The 16,749-nt window shown below is 68.9% G+C and carries 11 protein-coding genes; 6 read left to right on the plus strand and 5 right to left on the minus strand.

All coding sequences use genetic code 11. The features are described 5' to 3' along the window. Positions 1–8 precede the first annotated feature (8 nt). Positions 9–1,538, minus strand: a complete 1,530-nt coding sequence (locus E5671_RS12510; protein WP_160503995.1) for a site-2 protease family protein — start codon at positions 1,536–1,538, stop codon at positions 9–11. Positions 1,539–1,668: 130 nt separating this feature from the next. Between E5671_RS12510 and E5671_RS12515 the strand changes: the two genes are divergently transcribed. After that, positions 1,669–2,550, plus strand: a complete 882-nt coding sequence (locus E5671_RS12515; RefSeq protein ID WP_160503997.1) for a RecB family exonuclease — start codon at positions 1,669–1,671, stop codon at positions 2,548–2,550. Positions 2,551–2,564: 14 nt separating this feature from the next. Beyond that, the gene (locus E5671_RS12520; protein ID WP_135332738.1) at positions 2,565–3,236 is read left to right on the plus strand and encodes a response regulator; all 672 of its coding nucleotides are present in this window, start codon (positions 2,565–2,567) and stop codon (positions 3,234–3,236) included. A 72-nt stretch (positions 3,237–3,308) separates the two neighbouring features. Here E5671_RS12520 and E5671_RS12525 read toward each other — a convergent pair whose 3' ends face one another. The 4 genes from E5671_RS12525 to metH form a co-directional block, all read right to left on the minus strand. Further along, positions 3,309–4,895, minus strand: coding sequence for an ABC transporter substrate-binding protein (locus tag E5671_RS12525; RefSeq protein ID WP_160503998.1), 1,587 nt, complete (start codon positions 4,893–4,895; stop codon positions 3,309–3,311). A gap of 67 nt (positions 4,896–4,962) precedes the next feature. Further along, positions 4,963–6,570: an ABC transporter substrate-binding protein gene (locus E5671_RS12530; RefSeq protein ID WP_160504000.1), complete on the minus strand. Its 1,608-nt coding sequence runs from the start codon at positions 6,568–6,570 to the stop codon at positions 4,963–4,965. 321 nt (positions 6,571–6,891) lie between these two features. Then, a complete protein-coding gene (locus tag E5671_RS12535) occupies positions 6,892–7,593 on the minus strand; it encodes an HAD family hydrolase (protein WP_160504002.1) in 702 nt (233 codons plus the stop codon). 98 nt (positions 7,594–7,691) lie between these two features. Beyond that, positions 7,692–11,219, minus strand: a complete 3,528-nt coding sequence (gene metH / locus E5671_RS12540) for a methionine synthase (protein ID WP_160504003.1) — start codon at positions 11,217–11,219, stop codon at positions 7,692–7,694. A 302-nt stretch (positions 11,220–11,521) separates the two neighbouring features. Between metH and E5671_RS12545 the strand changes: the two genes are divergently transcribed. From E5671_RS12545 to E5671_RS12560, 4 genes are all read left to right on the plus strand, one after another. Continuing rightward, positions 11,522–12,286 (plus strand): IclR family transcriptional regulator, encoded by a 765-nt coding sequence (locus E5671_RS12545; protein ID WP_160504006.1) that lies wholly within the window; start codon positions 11,522–11,524, stop codon positions 12,284–12,286. Between the two features lie 345 nt (positions 12,287–12,631). Then, positions 12,632–13,423, plus strand: coding sequence for an MIP family channel protein (locus E5671_RS12550; RefSeq protein ID WP_160504007.1), 792 nt, complete (start codon positions 12,632–12,634; stop codon positions 13,421–13,423). A gap of 63 nt (positions 13,424–13,486) precedes the next feature. Next, complete coding sequence (gene glpK / locus E5671_RS12555) at positions 13,487–15,034, plus strand: glycerol kinase GlpK (RefSeq protein ID WP_160504009.1); 1,548 nt, start codon at positions 13,487–13,489, stop codon at positions 15,032–15,034. A 5-nt stretch (positions 15,035–15,039) separates the two neighbouring features. Continuing rightward, entirely contained in the window at positions 15,040–16,647 is a 1,608-nt protein-coding gene (locus E5671_RS12560; protein ID WP_160504011.1) for a glycerol-3-phosphate dehydrogenase/oxidase, read from the plus strand. Positions 16,648–16,749: the final 102 nt, after the last annotated feature.

Consider the following 16,749-nt stretch of genomic DNA (forward strand, 5'->3'; position numbering starts at 1 on the left):
TGGCGGCGTCAGCTGGGGCGGGCCATCGCCTTGACGAAGGCGCGCTCCACGTCGGCGGCGGACAGCACTCCGTAGATCTCGCCGGAGGCCTCGACCACGAGGTACTCGGTGGCGGGTGTCGCCCGGAGGGTGTCGAGGAGCTCCTCGCCCGCGAGCTCGGCGGAGATCCGCATGCCTTCGGTGATGTCCTGGGCGAGGCCGCTGACGGTGACCCAGGGGCGGCGGTGCTCGGGCACGCCGACGATGGCCGCCTCGCGGACCACCGACATCGGGTCGCCGTCGGTGTCGACGACGACGAGGGCGCGGGCCCCGGCGTCGTTGGCGCGGCGCAGTGCCTCGGAGAGGGGGGTGCCGGACTCGACGGGGACGGCGCGGCGGGTCAGGGCGCGGGCGCGGAGCTCGGGCAGGTGCTGGCGCAGGCGGGCCATGCGGAGGCTGTTTCCTGCGCCGGTCCAGATGATGGCGGCGAGGATCGCGGCGAGCAGGGCGTCGGTGACGGTGTCCATGCCGCCGATGTCCTGGTTCTCGCCGCCGAGCGCGCCGGACTGGTTGAGGAGGGGCAGGCCGATCAGGACGGAGATGGCGAGCGCGCGGCCGACCCAGGCTGCGGCGATCGTGCCGCTCATGGGCTTGCCGGTGATCTTCCAGACGACGGCTCGGAGCATGCGGCCGCCGTCCAGGGGCAGGCCGGGCAGGAGGTTGAAGGCGGCGACGATGAGGTTGGAGATCATCAGGCCCGCGAGCAGGACGCCGGGCACGGTGCCGGGCTCCACGAGGCGCATGGCCCCGTAGAAGAGGCCCGAGAGGACGAGGGAGAGCAGGGGGCCCACGAAGGCGAGGATGAACTCGCGTCCCGGTGTCTCCGACTCCTTCTCGATCTCCGAGACGCCGCCGAAGAACTGCAGCTGGATGCGGCGCACGGGCAGCTTGAAGCGCAGGGCGGCGACGGTGTGCGCCAGTTCGTGGACGAGCACGGAGGCGTAGAAGGCGACGGCGAAGAAGAGCGAGACGAGGTAGCGGGCGGCGCCGAGTTCGGGCAGGACGCGGTCGAGCTGGCCGCCGAAGACCCAGGTGATGAGCGCGGCTACGAGGAACCAGCTCGGGGCCACGTACACGGGCACGCCGAAGGGGCGTCCCATGAGCAGTCCTCCCCCGGGGCCTTTCTTGTCCTTGGGAGGGGTGAGCTTGGGAGCGGGGCCGTGGCTGGCGTGGGCGTAGTCGGGGTGGGTGTCGTGCGGGGGCTTTCCGGGTGCGGCCTGCGGCGCCTTCGTGAGGCGGTCGCCCGGCTGCCGGGGTTCTTCCGCGGGGCCTGGTGTCTCGTCGGCTGTCTGGGGCCGGGCGGTGTCGTCGGCGCTGTCCCTGCCGGAAGTCCCGGCAGCGCCCGGCGTGCCTTCGGGGCCGCCCTGTGCGGGTTCCGCGGAGTCGGCCGTGTCCACCGGTCGTGGCGGCTCCGGGTGACCGGAGCCTTCTGCGGCACCCGGTCGCCGACCGTCCGTGCCGTCGGATCGCGGCCTGCCGCTCCCGCCGCTCTCGTCCACGATGTCCCCTCGTTCGATAAGCGTCCCTCGCCCCTGTCCGGCGCGGTACACGCACGATCATGCAGGGCGAGAGGGTCTGTCGTCGATGGTATGCGGCCGTTGTCAGTGGCGGGTCGTAGGGTCTGTCCTCATGGAAACCAGCACCGACGGTGTCGTGACGGCCGTGCGTCCGGCGTCCCTGTCGCCCTCGCGCGCCAGTGACTTCATGCAGTGTCCGCTGCTCTACCGGTTCCGGGTGATCGACAAGCTGCCGGAGAAGCCGAGCGAGGCGGCGACCCGCGGCACGCTGGTGCACGCCGTCCTGGAGCGGCTTTTCGACGCGCCCGCGGGTGAGCGGACGGCGCCGCGCGCGAAGTCCCTGATCCCGGGGCAGTGGGACCGCCTTCGCGAGGCCAAGCCGGAGCTGACGGAGCTGTTCGCCGACGACGAGCAGGGTGAGCGGCTCGCGCGCTGGCTGGCGGACGCGGAGAAGCTCGTCGAGCGGTGGTTCACCCTTGAGGACCCCACCCGCCTGGAGCCGGCCGAGCGCGAGCTGTTCGTGCAGGCGGAGCTGGACTCGGGCCTGAAGCTGCGCGGCATCATCGACCGGGTGGACGTGGCGCCCACCGGCGAGGTGCGGATCGTCGACTACAAGACGGGCAAGGCCCCGCGCCCCGAGTATTCGGAGGGTGCGCTCTTCCAGATGAAGTTCTACGCCCTGGTGGTGTGGCGGCTGAAGGGCGTGGTCCCGCGCCGCCTCCAGCTCGTCTATCTGGGCAGCGGCGACGTCATCACGTACGACCCCAGGACCGAGGATCTGGAGCAGGTCGAGCGGAAGCTGCACGCGTTGTGGGAGGCGATCACGCTCGCCACCGAGACGGGTGACTGGCGGCCGAGGCCCACGAAGCTCTGCGGCTGGTGCGACCACCAGGCCGTATGTCCGGAATTCGGCGGGACTCCCCCGCCGTACCCCCTTGCGGTGAGGGTGCCCGAGTCCGAAGAGGACACGCAGGGCAGAATGGCCCCGGGCTAGCGAAGGAGAGTTACGTGGCGATCCGTGTCCTACTGGTCGACGACCAGCCACTGCTGCGCACCGGGTTCCGGATGATTCTGGAGGCCGAGCAGGACGTCGCGGTCGTCGGCGAGGCCGGAGACGGCCTGCAGGCTCTCGACCAGGTGCGGGCGCTGCAGCCCGATGTGGTCCTGATGGACATCCGCATGCCGCGGATGGACGGTGTCGAGGCGACCCGGCAGATCACCGGGCCGGGCCGGGACGGTCCTGCGAAGGTCCTGGTCCTGACCACCTTCGACCTCGACGAGTACGTGGTGGAGGCGCTGCGCGCGGGTGCCAGCGGCTTCCTCCTCAAGGACGCCCCGGCGAACGAACTGGTGCAGGCGATCCGGGTGGTCGCGTCGGGCGAGGCGATGCTCGCGCCGAGCATCACCCGCAGGCTCCTCGACAAGTACGCGGGGCATCTCCCGTCGGGCGACGAGCCGGTGCCGGACACCTTGCACACGCTCACCGAGCGGGAGGTCGAGGTCCTCAAGCTGGTGGCGCGCGGCCTGTCGAACGCGGAGATCGCGGCGGACCTGTTCGTGAGCGAGACGACGGTCAAGACGCATGTGGGTCACGTGCTCACGAAGCTCGGCCTTCGCGACCGGGTGCAGGCCGCGGTGTACGCGTACGAGAGCGGTCTGGTGCGGCCCGGCGCCCAATAGCCGGGACAGGTGAACGAAGAAGGTGGCCGCCCCTGGAGGGGCGGCCACCTTCAGTCGTTCGTGGGGCGGGGATCAGGCCTTGCTGAGTTCCCAGAAGCGGAACACCGTCGACGCGTCGAGGCACGACTCGACGCCGTACACGTCGTCGGAGATGACGGCGTACTGCTTGGCCTGCCAGACCGGCAGGATCGGCAGCTCGTTCGCGACGATGTCCTGGAGCTTGGAGTAGTCCTCGTCGGTCTTCGTGCGGTCCGTCTCGGCGGCGGTGCCGGGGATGATCTTGCCGGTGATCTCGCTGTTCCGGTAGCCGTTGTCCAGGACGTTGCCCTTGCCGAAGAACGGCTGGGTGAAGTTGTCCGGATCCGGGTAGTCCGGCACCCAGCCCTTGACGTACACGCCGTACTTGCCGGACTTGATGTCCCGCTCGTACTGGCTGAATTCGATCGACTTCACGTCGGTGTCGAAGAGACCGCTGGCGTTGAGCTGCTTGGCGATCGCCTTCAGCTCCTGGTCGGTCGAGGGGCCGTAGCGCGACGGCGTGGACCAGAGCGTGAGCTTGACCTTGCCGCTCAGGCCCTCGGCGCGCAGGGCGGCCGCGGCCTTGGAGCGCTGCGGGCGGGCGCCGTAGGTGTCGAAGAAGGCGGTGTTGTGACCGCCGATGCCGGCCGGGACGATCGAGTACAGCGGCGTCGCCGTGTCCCGGTAGACGTCCTTGACCAGGGCGTCACGGTCGAGCAGGTACGCCATGGCCTTGCGGACGCCCAGCTTCCCCGCGACCGGGTCCTTCATGTTGAAGACCAGGTGCTGCACCTCGGCGCTCGTGCCCTCGACGACGTCGATGTTCTGGCTCGCCTCGGAGGTGTCCGCCTCGATGTCCGCGATGTCGTTGGCGGCGAGGCCTCGGTACGCGATGTCGATCTTGTCGTCCAGGAGCGCCTTCTTCAGGCCCTTCTGGTCGTCGTGGAAGAACTTGAGCGTGACGCCCTTGTTCTTCACCTTGGCGGTGCCCTTGTAGTCGGGGTTGACCGAGAAGACCGCCTGCTCCTTGTCGAAGGAGTCGAGCTTGTACGGTCCCGAACCCGTGGCCTCGTCGCCGCCGCGCAGGGAGTTCATGTCGTACGACGCGTGGTCGACGATGGAACCGGCGCCGGACGCGATCTTGCTGGGGAAGGTCGCGTCGGCGTACTTGAGCTTGAAGACGACCTTCTTGGCGTTCGGGGTCTCGACGCGGTCGAGCATCGGGAACATGATCGCGGGGCCGTCGTCGTCATTGATCTTCATCATGCGGTCGAAGGAGTACTTGACGTCCTTCGAGGTCAGCGCGTTGCCGTTGCTGAACTTCAGGCCGTCCCGCAGCGTGCACTCGAAGACCTTGGTCTCCGTGTCCGTGAAACCGCACTCCTTCGCGGCCTCGGGCTCCGGCTCGGTGCCCCCGTTCGGGAAGCTCATCAGGGACTGGAAGACGTTGTTGAACAGGAGCCACGACCCGGGGTCGTAGCCGGATGCCGGGTCGGTGGCAAGGACGTCGTCCGACATCCCCATCACCACCGAGTCGCCGTCCTCCCCCGCTCCACCCGATTCCGAGCCGCAGCCGGTCAGCAGGGCGGCGGCCAGTCCTCCCGTGAGGGGAAGGGCCAACCACTGGTTACGCAATTTCACGTACGTGCCTTGTCGTTGATGTCCATCGGTGGAGCGAAGCCCGGCGGTGTGCCGGTGTGCGCGGAGGTCAGCCGCTCACACCGCGGCCGAGCTCCCACAGCTGCAGGTTCGAGGAGGAGTTGAGGGCCCACTCGACGCCCGTGATGTCGTCGCGGGCCGCGATGTACTGCTTGCCCTGCCAGAGGGGAAGCACCGGCACGTCCTCGGCGACGATGTCCTGGATCTTCTTGATGCTCTTGGAGGCGGTGAGCCGGTCGGCCTCGCGGCGCGAGTGCGGGATCAGCTCCTCGTTGATGGTGCGGTTCACGTAGGGGGAGCCGAGGAAGTTGTCCTCGTCGAGGAACGGCGCGAGGAAGTTGTCGGCGTCGGGGAAGTCGGGGAACCAGCCCATCCCGTAGACGTCGTAGGCGCCCTTCTGCTCGGCGGCGCGGAAGGTGCCCCAGGCCTCGCCCTTGATCGACACGTCGAACAGGCCGCTGGCGTTGAGCTGCTTCTTCAGCAGCTCGAACTCCTTCTTGGTGCCAGGGCCGTAGTGGTCGGTCGTGTAGTGCAGGGTGAGCTTCACCGGGGTGCTGATGTCGGCCCTCTGGAGCAGGTTCCGAGCCTTGGCCGGGCTCGGGTCGCCGTACTTGTTGAAGAACGAGTTGGTGTGGCCCGTGATCGTGGTCGGCACCAGGGAGTAGAGCGGCTCTGCCGCGTCGCCGTACACGCCGGTCGCGAGGGCGCCGCGGTCGATGACCTGCGCCATGGCCTGGCGGACGGCCTTGGACTTGACGGTGGTGGCGTCCGTGTTGAAGCCGAGGTAGCGGATTTCGAGGCCGGGCGTCTCGACGAACTCGATGTTCTTGCCCGGGTCCTCACCGAGCTGCTTGATCTGCTCGGGCGACATGGTGCGCGTCATCATGTCGATGTCGCCACCCTTGAGCGCCGCGCCCATGGCGTCGGTGGACGCGTAGTTGCGCAGCTCGATCTTGTCGCTCTTGGGCTTCAACGCGCCCTTGTAGTTGGGGTTCTTGGAGAACGTCGTCTTGACGAGCTGGTTGCCCTTGACCTCGTGCTCGGCGGTGTAGGGGCCGGAGCCGTCCACCGCGAAGCCGTCGCGCAGCTTGTTCTTGGCGTAGTGCTCCGAGCTGATGATGCCCGCGGTCGGCGTGGCCAGCTTGTACGGGAACGTCGCGTCGGGGCTCTTGAGGTGGAAGACGATGCCCCGGTCGCCCTGGGTCTCGATCGCGTCGACGTTGGCCACCAGGCCGTCGGAGCCGCTGGGGTCCTTGACCTTGATGTCCCGCACCCGCTCGATGGAGAACTTCACGTCGGTGGCGGTCAGCGGCTTGCCGTCGGCGAACTTCAGGCCCTTGCGCAGCGTGCACTCGTAGCGCTCGTTGCCGGTGTCGGTGAATCCGCACCGCTCGGCGGCCTCGGGCTCCGGGTCGCCGTCGCCGCGCGGCATGGCCATCAGCGTCTGGACCGTCTGGCGCAGGATGTTCCAGGAGCCCGCGTCATAGGCGTACGCCGGGTCGAAGGGGGCCGGGACCTCCGGCGAGGTGGCGAACCGGTCCGTGGTGCCGACGGCGATCGCGTCGTCGCCCCCACCGTCGCCTGCTCCGCCACACGCCGCGAGCGCGGGGGCGAGCAGACCTACGACGGCCGGCAGCACCAAAGTCTTACGGTTCATGCTCGTCGTTCTCCACAGCTGTTGGTCCCGTCCGGACCGGCAACGAGGGGTGGGGTCAGTCGGTCCGTGGGGGCGGGGCGATGTTCTCGCGACGACATTAGTCCGCACCACCAGGAGGGCTGGAAGGGACCGGAGTTGACCCTCAATCACGCAGCGAAACCGGGCGCGGACGCACCGATAACCCAACACGGGAAGGTTTCGTCAGGTTCCCCTCAATCGGGACACAACGTCACTCCACAACTCGCCCAAATCGGAGGCCCGGCACAGCCGTGACCGGCTGTCGACCCCCCGGCGAGTGGGAAAGGTCACAACTTCAACTGCTCAGCGCTTTCCAGCCATCAGTCCTTGCAGGAAGGGCAGGTTGACGTGTTCGAGGGACGGGACGACGGTCCTGCCGGAGGCCGGCGCGATGGGCGCCACGGAGGGTACGGCCACCACGTGGCAGCCCGCGGCCTCGGCCGCCGCGACGCCGGTCGCGGTGTCCTCGATGACCGCACATCTGGCCGGTTCCGCGCCAACCCCCGCCGCCGCGAGGAGGTACGGGTCCGGGTGCGGCTTGGTCCGGGTCACCTCGTCGCCCGCGACGGTGAGCGTGAAGTGGTGGGCTCCGATCGAGTCGAGCACGCGGTCGATGATGCGCCGGTGCGACGCGGAGACCAGGGCCATCGGCACCTCGTGCGCGGCGAGCTCCGCCAGGAGTCTCGCGGCACCCGGCATCAGCGGCAGGGCGCGGCCGATGCGTTCCTCGAAGCCGTCGTTGAGCAGCACGGTCAGCTCGGGCACCGTGATGTCGGCACCGGTGGACGCGATGAGGAATCCGGCGCTGCGCGTCATCGGACCGCCGACGACCACGTCACGCCAGGCCTCGTCGAGCGTGTGTCCCAGTGCGGCGAAGACCTCGACCTCCGCGTCCCACCAGAACCCCTCGGTGTCCACGAGTGTTCCGTCCATGTCGAGGAGCACCGCCTGCAGAGCGGAGCCTTCGGCCGTTCGGGTACCGAGCGCGGGAACCGTACTGGTCATCCGGGCACACCTCCATGAGGGACGAGAAGGCCGGCTGCCCCCTTTTGACGGGAGGGCAACCGGCCTGCACTGGACCGATAAGTGTACGACTTGTCCGCTCAGCGCGCGTTGAAGTATTTCGCCTCGGGGTGGTGGATGACGATCGCGTCCGTGGACTGCTCGGGGTGCAGCTGGAACTCCTCGGAGAGCTGCACCCCGATCCGCTCCGGCTCCAGGAGCTCGGCGATCTTGGCGCGGTCCTCCAGGTCGGGGCAGGCCCCGTAGCCGAGCGAGAAGCGCGCGCCGCGGTACTTCAGGGCGAACATGTCCTCGACGTCCGCGGGGTCCTCGCCGCCGAAGCCGAGCTCGGCGCGCACGCGCGCGTGCCAGTACTCGGCGAGCGCCTCGGCCAACTGCACGGACAGGCCGTGCAGTTCGAGGTAGTCGCGGTAGGAGTCGGCGGCGAACAGCTCGGCCGTGGCCTCACCGATCTTCGAGCCGACGGTGACGACCTGAAGGCCGACCACGTCGGTCTCGCCGGACTCCTCCGGGCGGAAGAAGTCCGCCAGGCACAGGCGCCGGCCCCGGCGCTGGCGCGGGAAGGAGAAGCGGGTGCGCTCGTTGCCCTCGTCGTCCAGGATGATCAGGTCGTCACCCTTGGAGACACAGGGGAAGTAGCCGTAGACGACGGCTGCCTCAAGCATGTTCTTGGTGTGCAGCTCGTCGAGCCAGCCGCGCAGGTGGGGCCGCCCCTCGGTCTCCACCAGCTCCTCGTACGAGGGCCCGGCGCCGGTCCTGGCCTGCTTGAGGCCCCACTGGCCCTTGAACAGGGCGCCCTCGTCGAGCCAGGAGGCGTACTCCTTGAGCTGGATGCCCTTGACGACGCGGGTGCCGCGGAACGGCGGGGTCGGGACGGGGTTGTCCACGGAGACGTCCGAACGGGCGGGGCCCTCGTCCTCGGACACCTCCAAGACGGGGGTGTCCTTCTTGGCCACCCGGCGCTGCTTCAGCTCGGGCAGCGTGGCGCCGGGGACGCCGCGCTTGACCGCGATGAGGGCGTCCATCAGGCGCAGGCCTTCGAAGGCGTCGCGGGCGTAGCGGACTTCGCCTTCGTAGATCTCGTGGAGGTCCTGCTCGACGTACGCACGGGTGAGTGCCGCGCCGCCGAGGATCACCGGGAAGTCGGCGGCCATCTTGCGCTGGTTGAGCTCCTCCAGGTTCTCCTTCATGATCACGGTCGACTTCACCAGGAGACCGGACATGCCGATGACGTCGGCGCGGTGCTCGGCGGCGGCGTCCAGGATCGCGGCCACCGGCTGTTTGATGCCGAGGTTGACCACGTTGTAGCCGTTGTTGGACAGGATGATGTCGACGAGGTTCTTGCCGATGTCATGCACGTCACCGCGGACGGTGGCCAGGACGATGGTGCCCTTGCCCTCGGAGTCCGACTTCTCCATGTGCGGCTCCAGGTGCGCCACCGCGGTCTTCATCACCTCGGCGGACTGCAGCACGAAGGGCAGCTGCATCTGGCCGGAGCCGAACAGCTCGCCGACGACCTTCATGCCCTCAAGCAGGGTGTCGTTGACGATGTCCAGGGCCGGGCGGCTCTGCAGCGCCTCGTCGAGGTCGGCGTCCAGGCCGTTCTTCTCACCGTCGATGATGCGGCGCTTCAGGCGCTCGTCCAGCGGCAGCGCGAGGAGCTCCTCGGCCTTGCCCTCCTTCATCGACTTCATGTTGACGCCCTCGAACAGCTCCATGAGCTTCTGCAGGGGGTCGTAGCCCTCTTCGCGGCGGTCGTAGATCAGGTCGTGGGCGACCTTGACCTGCTCCTCCTCCAGGCGCGCGATGGGCAGGATCTTGGAGGCGTGCACGATCGCCGAGTCCAGGCCCGCCTTGACGCACTCGTCCAGGAACACGGAGTTCAGGACGACGCGGGCGGCCGGGTTGAGGCCGAAGGAAATGTTGGACAGGCCCAGCGTGGTCTGCACGTCCGGGTGGCGGCGCTTGAGCTCGCGGATCGCCTCGATGGTGGCGATGCCGTCCTTGCGTGACTCCTCCTGGCCCGTGCAGATGGTGAAGGTCAGGCAGTCGATGAGGATGTCCGACTCGTGAACGCCCCAGGTGCCGGTCAGGTCGTCGATGAGGCGCTCGGCGATGGCCACCTTGTGCTCGACGGTACGGGCCTGACCCTCCTCGTCGATGGTCAGCGCGATCAGCGCCGCACCATGCTCCTTGGCGAGCGCGGTCACCTTCGCGAACCGCGACTCGGGACCATCCCCATCCTCGTAGTTGACCGAGTTGATGACCGCGCGGCCGCCCAGCTTCTCCAACCCCGCCTGAAGAACCGGCAGTTCGGTCGAGTCAAGGACGATGGGCAGGGTGGAGGCGGTGGCGAACCGGCCCGCCAGCTCGGCCATGTCGGCGACCCCGTCGCGGCCCACGTAGTCGACGCACAGGTCGAGCATGTGCGCGCCCTCGCGGATCTGGTCGCGGGCCATCTCCACACAGTCGTCCCAGCGGCCCTCCAGCATCGCCTCACGGAACTTCTTCGAGCCGTTGGCGTTCGTGCGCTCACCGATCGCCATATACGCGGTGTCCTGGCGGAAAGGCACGGTCTGGTAGAGCGAGGCGGCGCCCGGCTCCGGGTGCGGCTCACGGCGCACCGTCTCCACGCCGCGGACGCGTTCGACGACCTGGCGCAGGTGCTCGGGGGTGGTGCCGCAGCAGCCGCCGACCAGCGAGAGGCCGTATTCGCGTACGAAGGTCTCCTGGGCGTCGGCCAGCTCCGGGGCCGTCAGCGGGTAGTGCGCGCCGTCCTTGCCCAACACCGGCAGGCCCGCGTTGGGCATGCAGGAGATCGGGACCCGCGAGTGCCGGGCCAGGTAGCGCAGGTGCTCGCTCATCTCCGCCGGGCCCGTCGCGCAGTTCAGGCCGATCATGTCGATGCCCAGCGGCTCCAGGGCGGTCAGCGCGGCGCCGATCTCCGAGCCGAGCAGCATCGTGCCCGTCGTCTCGACCGTCACCGAGCAGATCAGCGGGAGGTTCGCGCCGGTGGCCTCCAGAGCCCGGCGGGCACCCAGAATCGCCGCCTTGGTCTGCAACAGGTCCTGGGTGGTCTCCACCAGCAGCGCGTCCGCACCGCCCGCGATCATGCCCTCGGCGTTGATCTGGTAGGCGTCGCGCAGCACCGTGTAGGGGGCATGGCCCAGCGTCGGCAGCTTGGTGCCCGGACCCATCGAACCCAGCACCCACCGCTGCTGCCCCGTCGACGCGGTGAACTCATCTGCCACCTCGCGGGCGATACGGGCACCCGCCTCGGACAGCTCGAAGTTGCGCTCGGGGATGTCGTACTCGCTCAACGCGGCGAAGTTCGTGCCGAACGTGTTCGTCTCCACACAGTCGACGCCGACCGCGAAATACTCCTCATGGACCGAGCGGACGATGTCCGGACGGGTCACGTTCAAGATCTCGTTACAGCCCTCAAGCTGCTGGAAGTCCTCAAGCGTCGGATCCTGCGCCTGGAGCATCGTGCCCATCGCACCGTCCGCCACCACCACACGCGTGGCGAGGGCTTCACGGAGGGCATCGGCTCGGGTTCCGTTCGAGGAATTCGAGGAACCGGACGAGGGGGTCGGCAACGAGGCCATGAAATAGCTCCCTGAGGTGCGACGGCTGTCGGCTTTGCGCTTCGGAGGAAGGCGCACTCGGTCAGGGTAACGGGACGAAGGTCCACAGCGCGCGAGTGTTCACGAGGCGGACGCCCGGCGGGTCCGGCCCTTCTCGGGGGCGTGGCGCGGCGCACGGCGGGGAACGGCGAGAATTCTGCGGGAAGTCGGCGAGATCCGGCCAGAAACACAGCCTGCCGCTCTGTCGCGGGAGGTCGACAACGACCGATAGTGTTCAGCATTGTCGAACGTTGGAGTCAGAGGGGACGGAGGAAGGGGCTGCGATGGCACGGAACATCCAGTCGCTCGAGCGGGCGGCCGCGATGCTGCGGCTGCTCGCGGGCGGAGAGCGACGGCTCGGCCTCTCGGAGATCGCGTCCGCCCTTGGCCTGGCCAAGGGCACGGCCCACGGCATTCTGCGCACCCTGCAGGCGGAGGGCTTCGTCGAGCAGGAGTCCGCGTCCGGCCGCTATCAGCTCGGCGCCGAGCTCCTGCGCCTCGGCAACAGCTACCTGGACGTGCACGAGCTGCGGGCCCGCGCCCTGGTGTGGACCGACGACCTGGCCCGGTCCAGCGGCGAGAGCGTCTACCTCGGCGTCCTGCACCAGCAGGGCGTCCTGATCGTGCACCACGTCTTCCGGCCCGACGACAGCCGCCAGGTCCTGGAGGTGGGGGCCATGCAGCCGCTGCACTCCACGGCCCTCGGCAAGGTGCTCGCCGCCTACGACCCGGTGGCGCACAGCGAGGCCGCCGAGGCCGACTGGCCGGCCCTGACCACCCGCACCGTCGTGGACCCGGACGACTTCGAGGGCGTCCTGGACATGACTCGCGCGCGTGGGTACGCCGCCGACATCGAGGAGACCTGGGAGGGCATCGCCTCCGTGGCCGCCCCCATCCACGACCGGCGCCGCATGCCGGTCGGCGCGGTCGGCATCACAGGGGCGGTGGAACGGGTCCAGAAGGACGGGGAGCTGCGTCCCGACCTGATTGCCGCCGTACGGGACTGCGCGCGCGCCGTGTCGCGGGACCTTGGCGCCGGGCGTTTCTAGCCCCGCACCGCCGCCACCCTTACGCCGCATACCCCCTGCTCAACATGCAGGGGGCATCCTTCTGCGCGACCATCGATGCACGTGTTTCACCCCGTGGCGACCCCCGCCACCACCGATAACCCGGAACGATCAATAACGATCGTGTTTTCAATAACAGAACTCTTGACGGGCAAGTAACCCCGGGGTGAGACTCGCGTCCATCGGTCGGCATTGTCGAACACCTACCGGCATTACGCGCTAGAGTGTGACGAGGCCAAGGGCCGGCAACGACCTCACCTGAGGTCGCGGACCACCGGAGGGACCCGGGGTTCGCCTTCCCCTGGACGAAGGACAAAGGAGTCGCGGGTGTCCAGCTCCGACATCTTCATCGGCGAGACCATCGGTACCGCCATACTCATCCTGCTCGGCGGTGGCGTCTGCGCCGCCGTCACGCTCAAGGCCTCCAAGGCCAAGGACGCCGGCTGGCTCGCGATCACCTTCGGGTGGGGCTTCGCGGTGCTGACCGGCGCCTACCTGGCGGGTGGCGTGTCAGGCGCCCACCTCAACCCGGCGGTCACCGTCGGTCTCGCCATCGAGGGCGGCACCAAGTGGAGCGACGTTCCGCTCTACCTCGGCTCGCAGCTGCTCGGCGCGATCATCGGCGCGATCCTGGTCTGGCTCACGTACATGGGCCAGTTCAAGGCGCACCTCACCGACCCGGCGATCCTCGCCGCGCAGCCGGTGGACGAGGGACTCGTCGACCAGAAGGCCGCGCCCAAGGCGGGTCCGGTGCTCGGCATCTTCTCGACCGGTCCGGAGATCCGGAACTACGCGCAGAACGTGCTGACCGAGGTCATCGCCACCGTCGTACTGGTCCTGGCGATCCTCACCCAGGGCCTGAACGACAACGGCAACGGCATCGGCGTCCTCGGTGCGCTGATCACCGCGCTCGTCGTCGTCGGCATCGGTCTCTCGCTCGGTGGCCCCACCGGCTACGCGATCAACCCGGTCCGTGACCTGGGTCCGCGCATCGTGCACTCCCTGCTCCCGCTGCCCAACAAGGGCGGCTCGGACTGGACGTACGCATGGGTGCCCATCGTCGGCCCGCTGATCGGCGGCGCCATCGCGGGCGGTATCTACAACATCGCGTTCAAGTAGGACCGCGACAGTTACCGATGACCGCCTGAGACAGACCGCCGAGCAAGAAATCAGGAGCACACCGTGACCACCGACGCACACACCGCCGGCCCCTTCATCGCGGCCATCGACCAGGGCACCACCTCGAGCCGCTGCATCGTCTTCGACAAGGACGGCCGGATCGTCTCGGTCGACCAGAAGGAGCACGAGCAGATCTTCCCGAAGCCGGGCTGGGTCGAGCACGACGCGACCGAGATCTGGACCAACGTCCAGGAAGTCGTCGCGAGCGCCATCTCCAAGGCCGGCATCACCCACGAAGACATCAAGGCGATCGGCATCACCAACCAGCGTGAGACCACGCTGCTCTGGGACAAGAACACCGGCGAGCCGGTGCACAACGCCATCGTCTGGCAGGACACCCGTACCGACGCCCTGTGCAAGGAGCTCGGCCGCAACGTCGGCCAGGACCGTTTCCGCCGTGAGACCGGTCTGCCCCTCGCCAGCTACTTCGCCGGGCCGAAGGCCCGCTGGCTGCTCGACAACGTCGAGGGTCTGCGCGAGCGCGCCGAGGCGGGCGACATCCTCTTCGGCACCATGGACTCCTGGGTCATCTGGAACCTGACGGGTGGTGTCAACGGCGGCAAGCACGTCACCGACGTCACCAACGCGTCGCGCACCATGCTGATGAACCTGCACACCATGAAGTGGGACGAGAAGATCGCCGAGTCCATCGGCGTCCCGATGCCGATGCTCCCCGAGATCCGCTCCTCCGCCGAGGTCTACGGCGAGGTCACCGGCGGCAAGCTCGGCGACATCCTGCCCGGCATCCCCGTCGCCTCCGCGCTCGGCGACCAGCAGGCGGCCCTCTTCGGGCAGACCTGTTTCGCCAAGGGCGAGGCCAAGTCCACGTACGGCACCGGCACCTTCATGCTGATGAACACCGGTGAGTCGGCCATCAACTCCTACTCGGGCCTGCTGACCACCGTCGGCTACCAGATCGGCGACCAGAAGCCGGTCTACGCCCTTGAGGGTTCCATCGCCGTCACCGGTTCGCTGGTGCAGTGGATGCGGGACCAGATGGGCCTGATCAACTCCGCCGCCGAGATCGAGACGCTCGCGTCGTCGGTCGAGGACAACGGCGGCGCCTACTTCGTACCGGCCTTCTCCGGCCTCTTCGCCCCGTACTGGCGTTCCGACGCCCGCGGTGTGATCGCCGGTCTGACCCGGTACGTCACCAAGGCGCACATCGCGCGCGCCGTCCTGGAAGCCACGGCCTGGCAGACCCGTGAGATCACCGACGCCATGACGAAGGACTCCGGCGTCGAGCTCACGGCCCTCAAGGTCGACGGCGGCATGACCTCCAACAACCTGCTGATGCAGACGCTCTCGAACTTCCTCGACGCACCGGTGGTGCGCCCGATGGTGGCCGAGACGACCTGCCTCGGCGCCGCCTACGCCGCCGGTCTCGCCGTCGGCTTCTGGTCCGGCACCGACGAGCTGCGCGCCAACTGGCGCCGGGCGGCGGAGTGGACCCCCCGCATGGACGCGGACACCCGCGCCCGTGAGTACAAGAGCTGGCTCAAGGCCGTGGAACGTTCCATGGGCTGGCTCGACGAAAGTGGCGAGGAGTAAACAACATGACCACCCTGCAGAGCGTCCCCGCCCTCGGGACGCATCCGGCTGCCGGTTCCAACCCGAGCCGCGCCGAGACCCGGGAGCAGCTTTCCAAGGCGACGTACGACCTCCTGGTGATCGGCGGCGGGATCCTGGGCATCTCCACCGCCTGGCATGCCGCGCAGTCGGGACTGCGGGTGGCCCTGGTGGACGCCGGTGACTTCGCCGGCGCCACCTCCTCCGCCTCCTCCAAGCTCCTCCACGGCGGTCTGCGCTACCTGCAGACCGGCGCGGTGAAGCTGGTCGCGGAGAACCACTTCGAGCGTCGCGCGGTGTCCCGTCAGGTGGCCCCCCACCTGGCGAACCCGCTCACCTTCTACCTGCCCGTCTACAAGGGCGGCCCGCACGGCGCCGCCAAGCTGGGCGCGGGCGTGTTCGCGTACAGCGCGCTTTCCGCGTTCGGCGACGGCGTCGGCCACCTGCTCTCGCCGTCGAAGGCCGCGCAGGACGTGCCGGAGCTGCGCACGGACAACCTCAAGGCCGTGGCCGTGTACGGCGACGACCAGATGAACGACTCGCGCATGGCCCTGATGACGGTCCGCGCGGCCGTCGAGGCCGGCGCCGCCGTCCTCAACCACGCCGAGGTCACGGGCCTGCGCTTCACCAAGGGCCGGGTCACGGGCGCGGAGCTCAAGGACCGCATGGACGGCGCCGAGTTCGGCGTCAACGCGCGGCTCGTGCTCAACGCGACCGGGCCGTGGGTCGATCACCTGCGCAAGATGGAGAACCCCGACGCGGCGCCCTCCATCCGCCTCTCCAAGGGCGCGCACCTGGTCCTCAAGCGCACCGCCCCCTGGAAGGCCGCGCTGGCCACGCCGATCGACAAGTACCGCATCACGTTCGCCCTGCCGTGGGAGGACATGCTGCTTCTCGGCACGACCGACGAGGTGTACGAGGGCGACCCGGCGGACGTCAAGGTCACCGAGGCGGACACCGCTCAGATCCTGGACGAGGCCGCGTTCTCCATCCGCGACCAGCAGCTGTCCCGCGATCTGATCACGTACTCCTTCGCGGGTCTGCGGGTGCTTCCCGGCGGTCCCGGCGACACCTCGAAGGCCAAGCGCGAGACGGTCGTCACCGAGGGCGCGGGCGGCATGCTGTCCGTCGCGGGCGGCAAGTGGACGACCTTCCGGCACATCGGCCGTACGGTGATGAAGAAGCTGGAGTCGCTGCCGGGTCACCCCCTCGGCGACGACTACGAGCCGATCTCGCAGCTGCAGAAGCGTCTGCCGCTGCCCGGCATCGCCAACCCGCGCGCGGTCGCGCACCGCCTCCTTGTCGACGGTCCGGCGCCCGGCCCGCGCATGGCCGCAGACACCGCCAAGCACCTGGCGACGCACTACGGCTCGCTCTCCTTCGACATCGCCCGCCTGGCGAACGAGAACCCGGCGCTCGCCGAGCGCGTATCGCCGGACGCCCCGGAGATCTGGGCGCAGGTCGTCTACGCCCGTGACAACGAATGGGCCGAGACGGCGGACGACGTGCTGCGCCGCCGTACGACGCTGACGATCCGCGGCCTGGCCACGGACGACGTCCGCGCCAAGGTGCAGGACGTGCTCGACGGCAAGTAGGCAGTGGCTTGTCCGAGGGGCGGCTCCCGCTGGGGGGCCGCCCCTTCGGCGTACCCGGCCGGGCTGCCACACCGCGTACATACGTGTGCAACAGGCCGCCGG

This window comes from Streptomyces sp. BA2 (genome assembly GCF_009769735.1).
Taxonomy (GTDB): Bacteria; Actinomycetota; Actinomycetes; order Streptomycetales; family Streptomycetaceae; genus Streptomyces.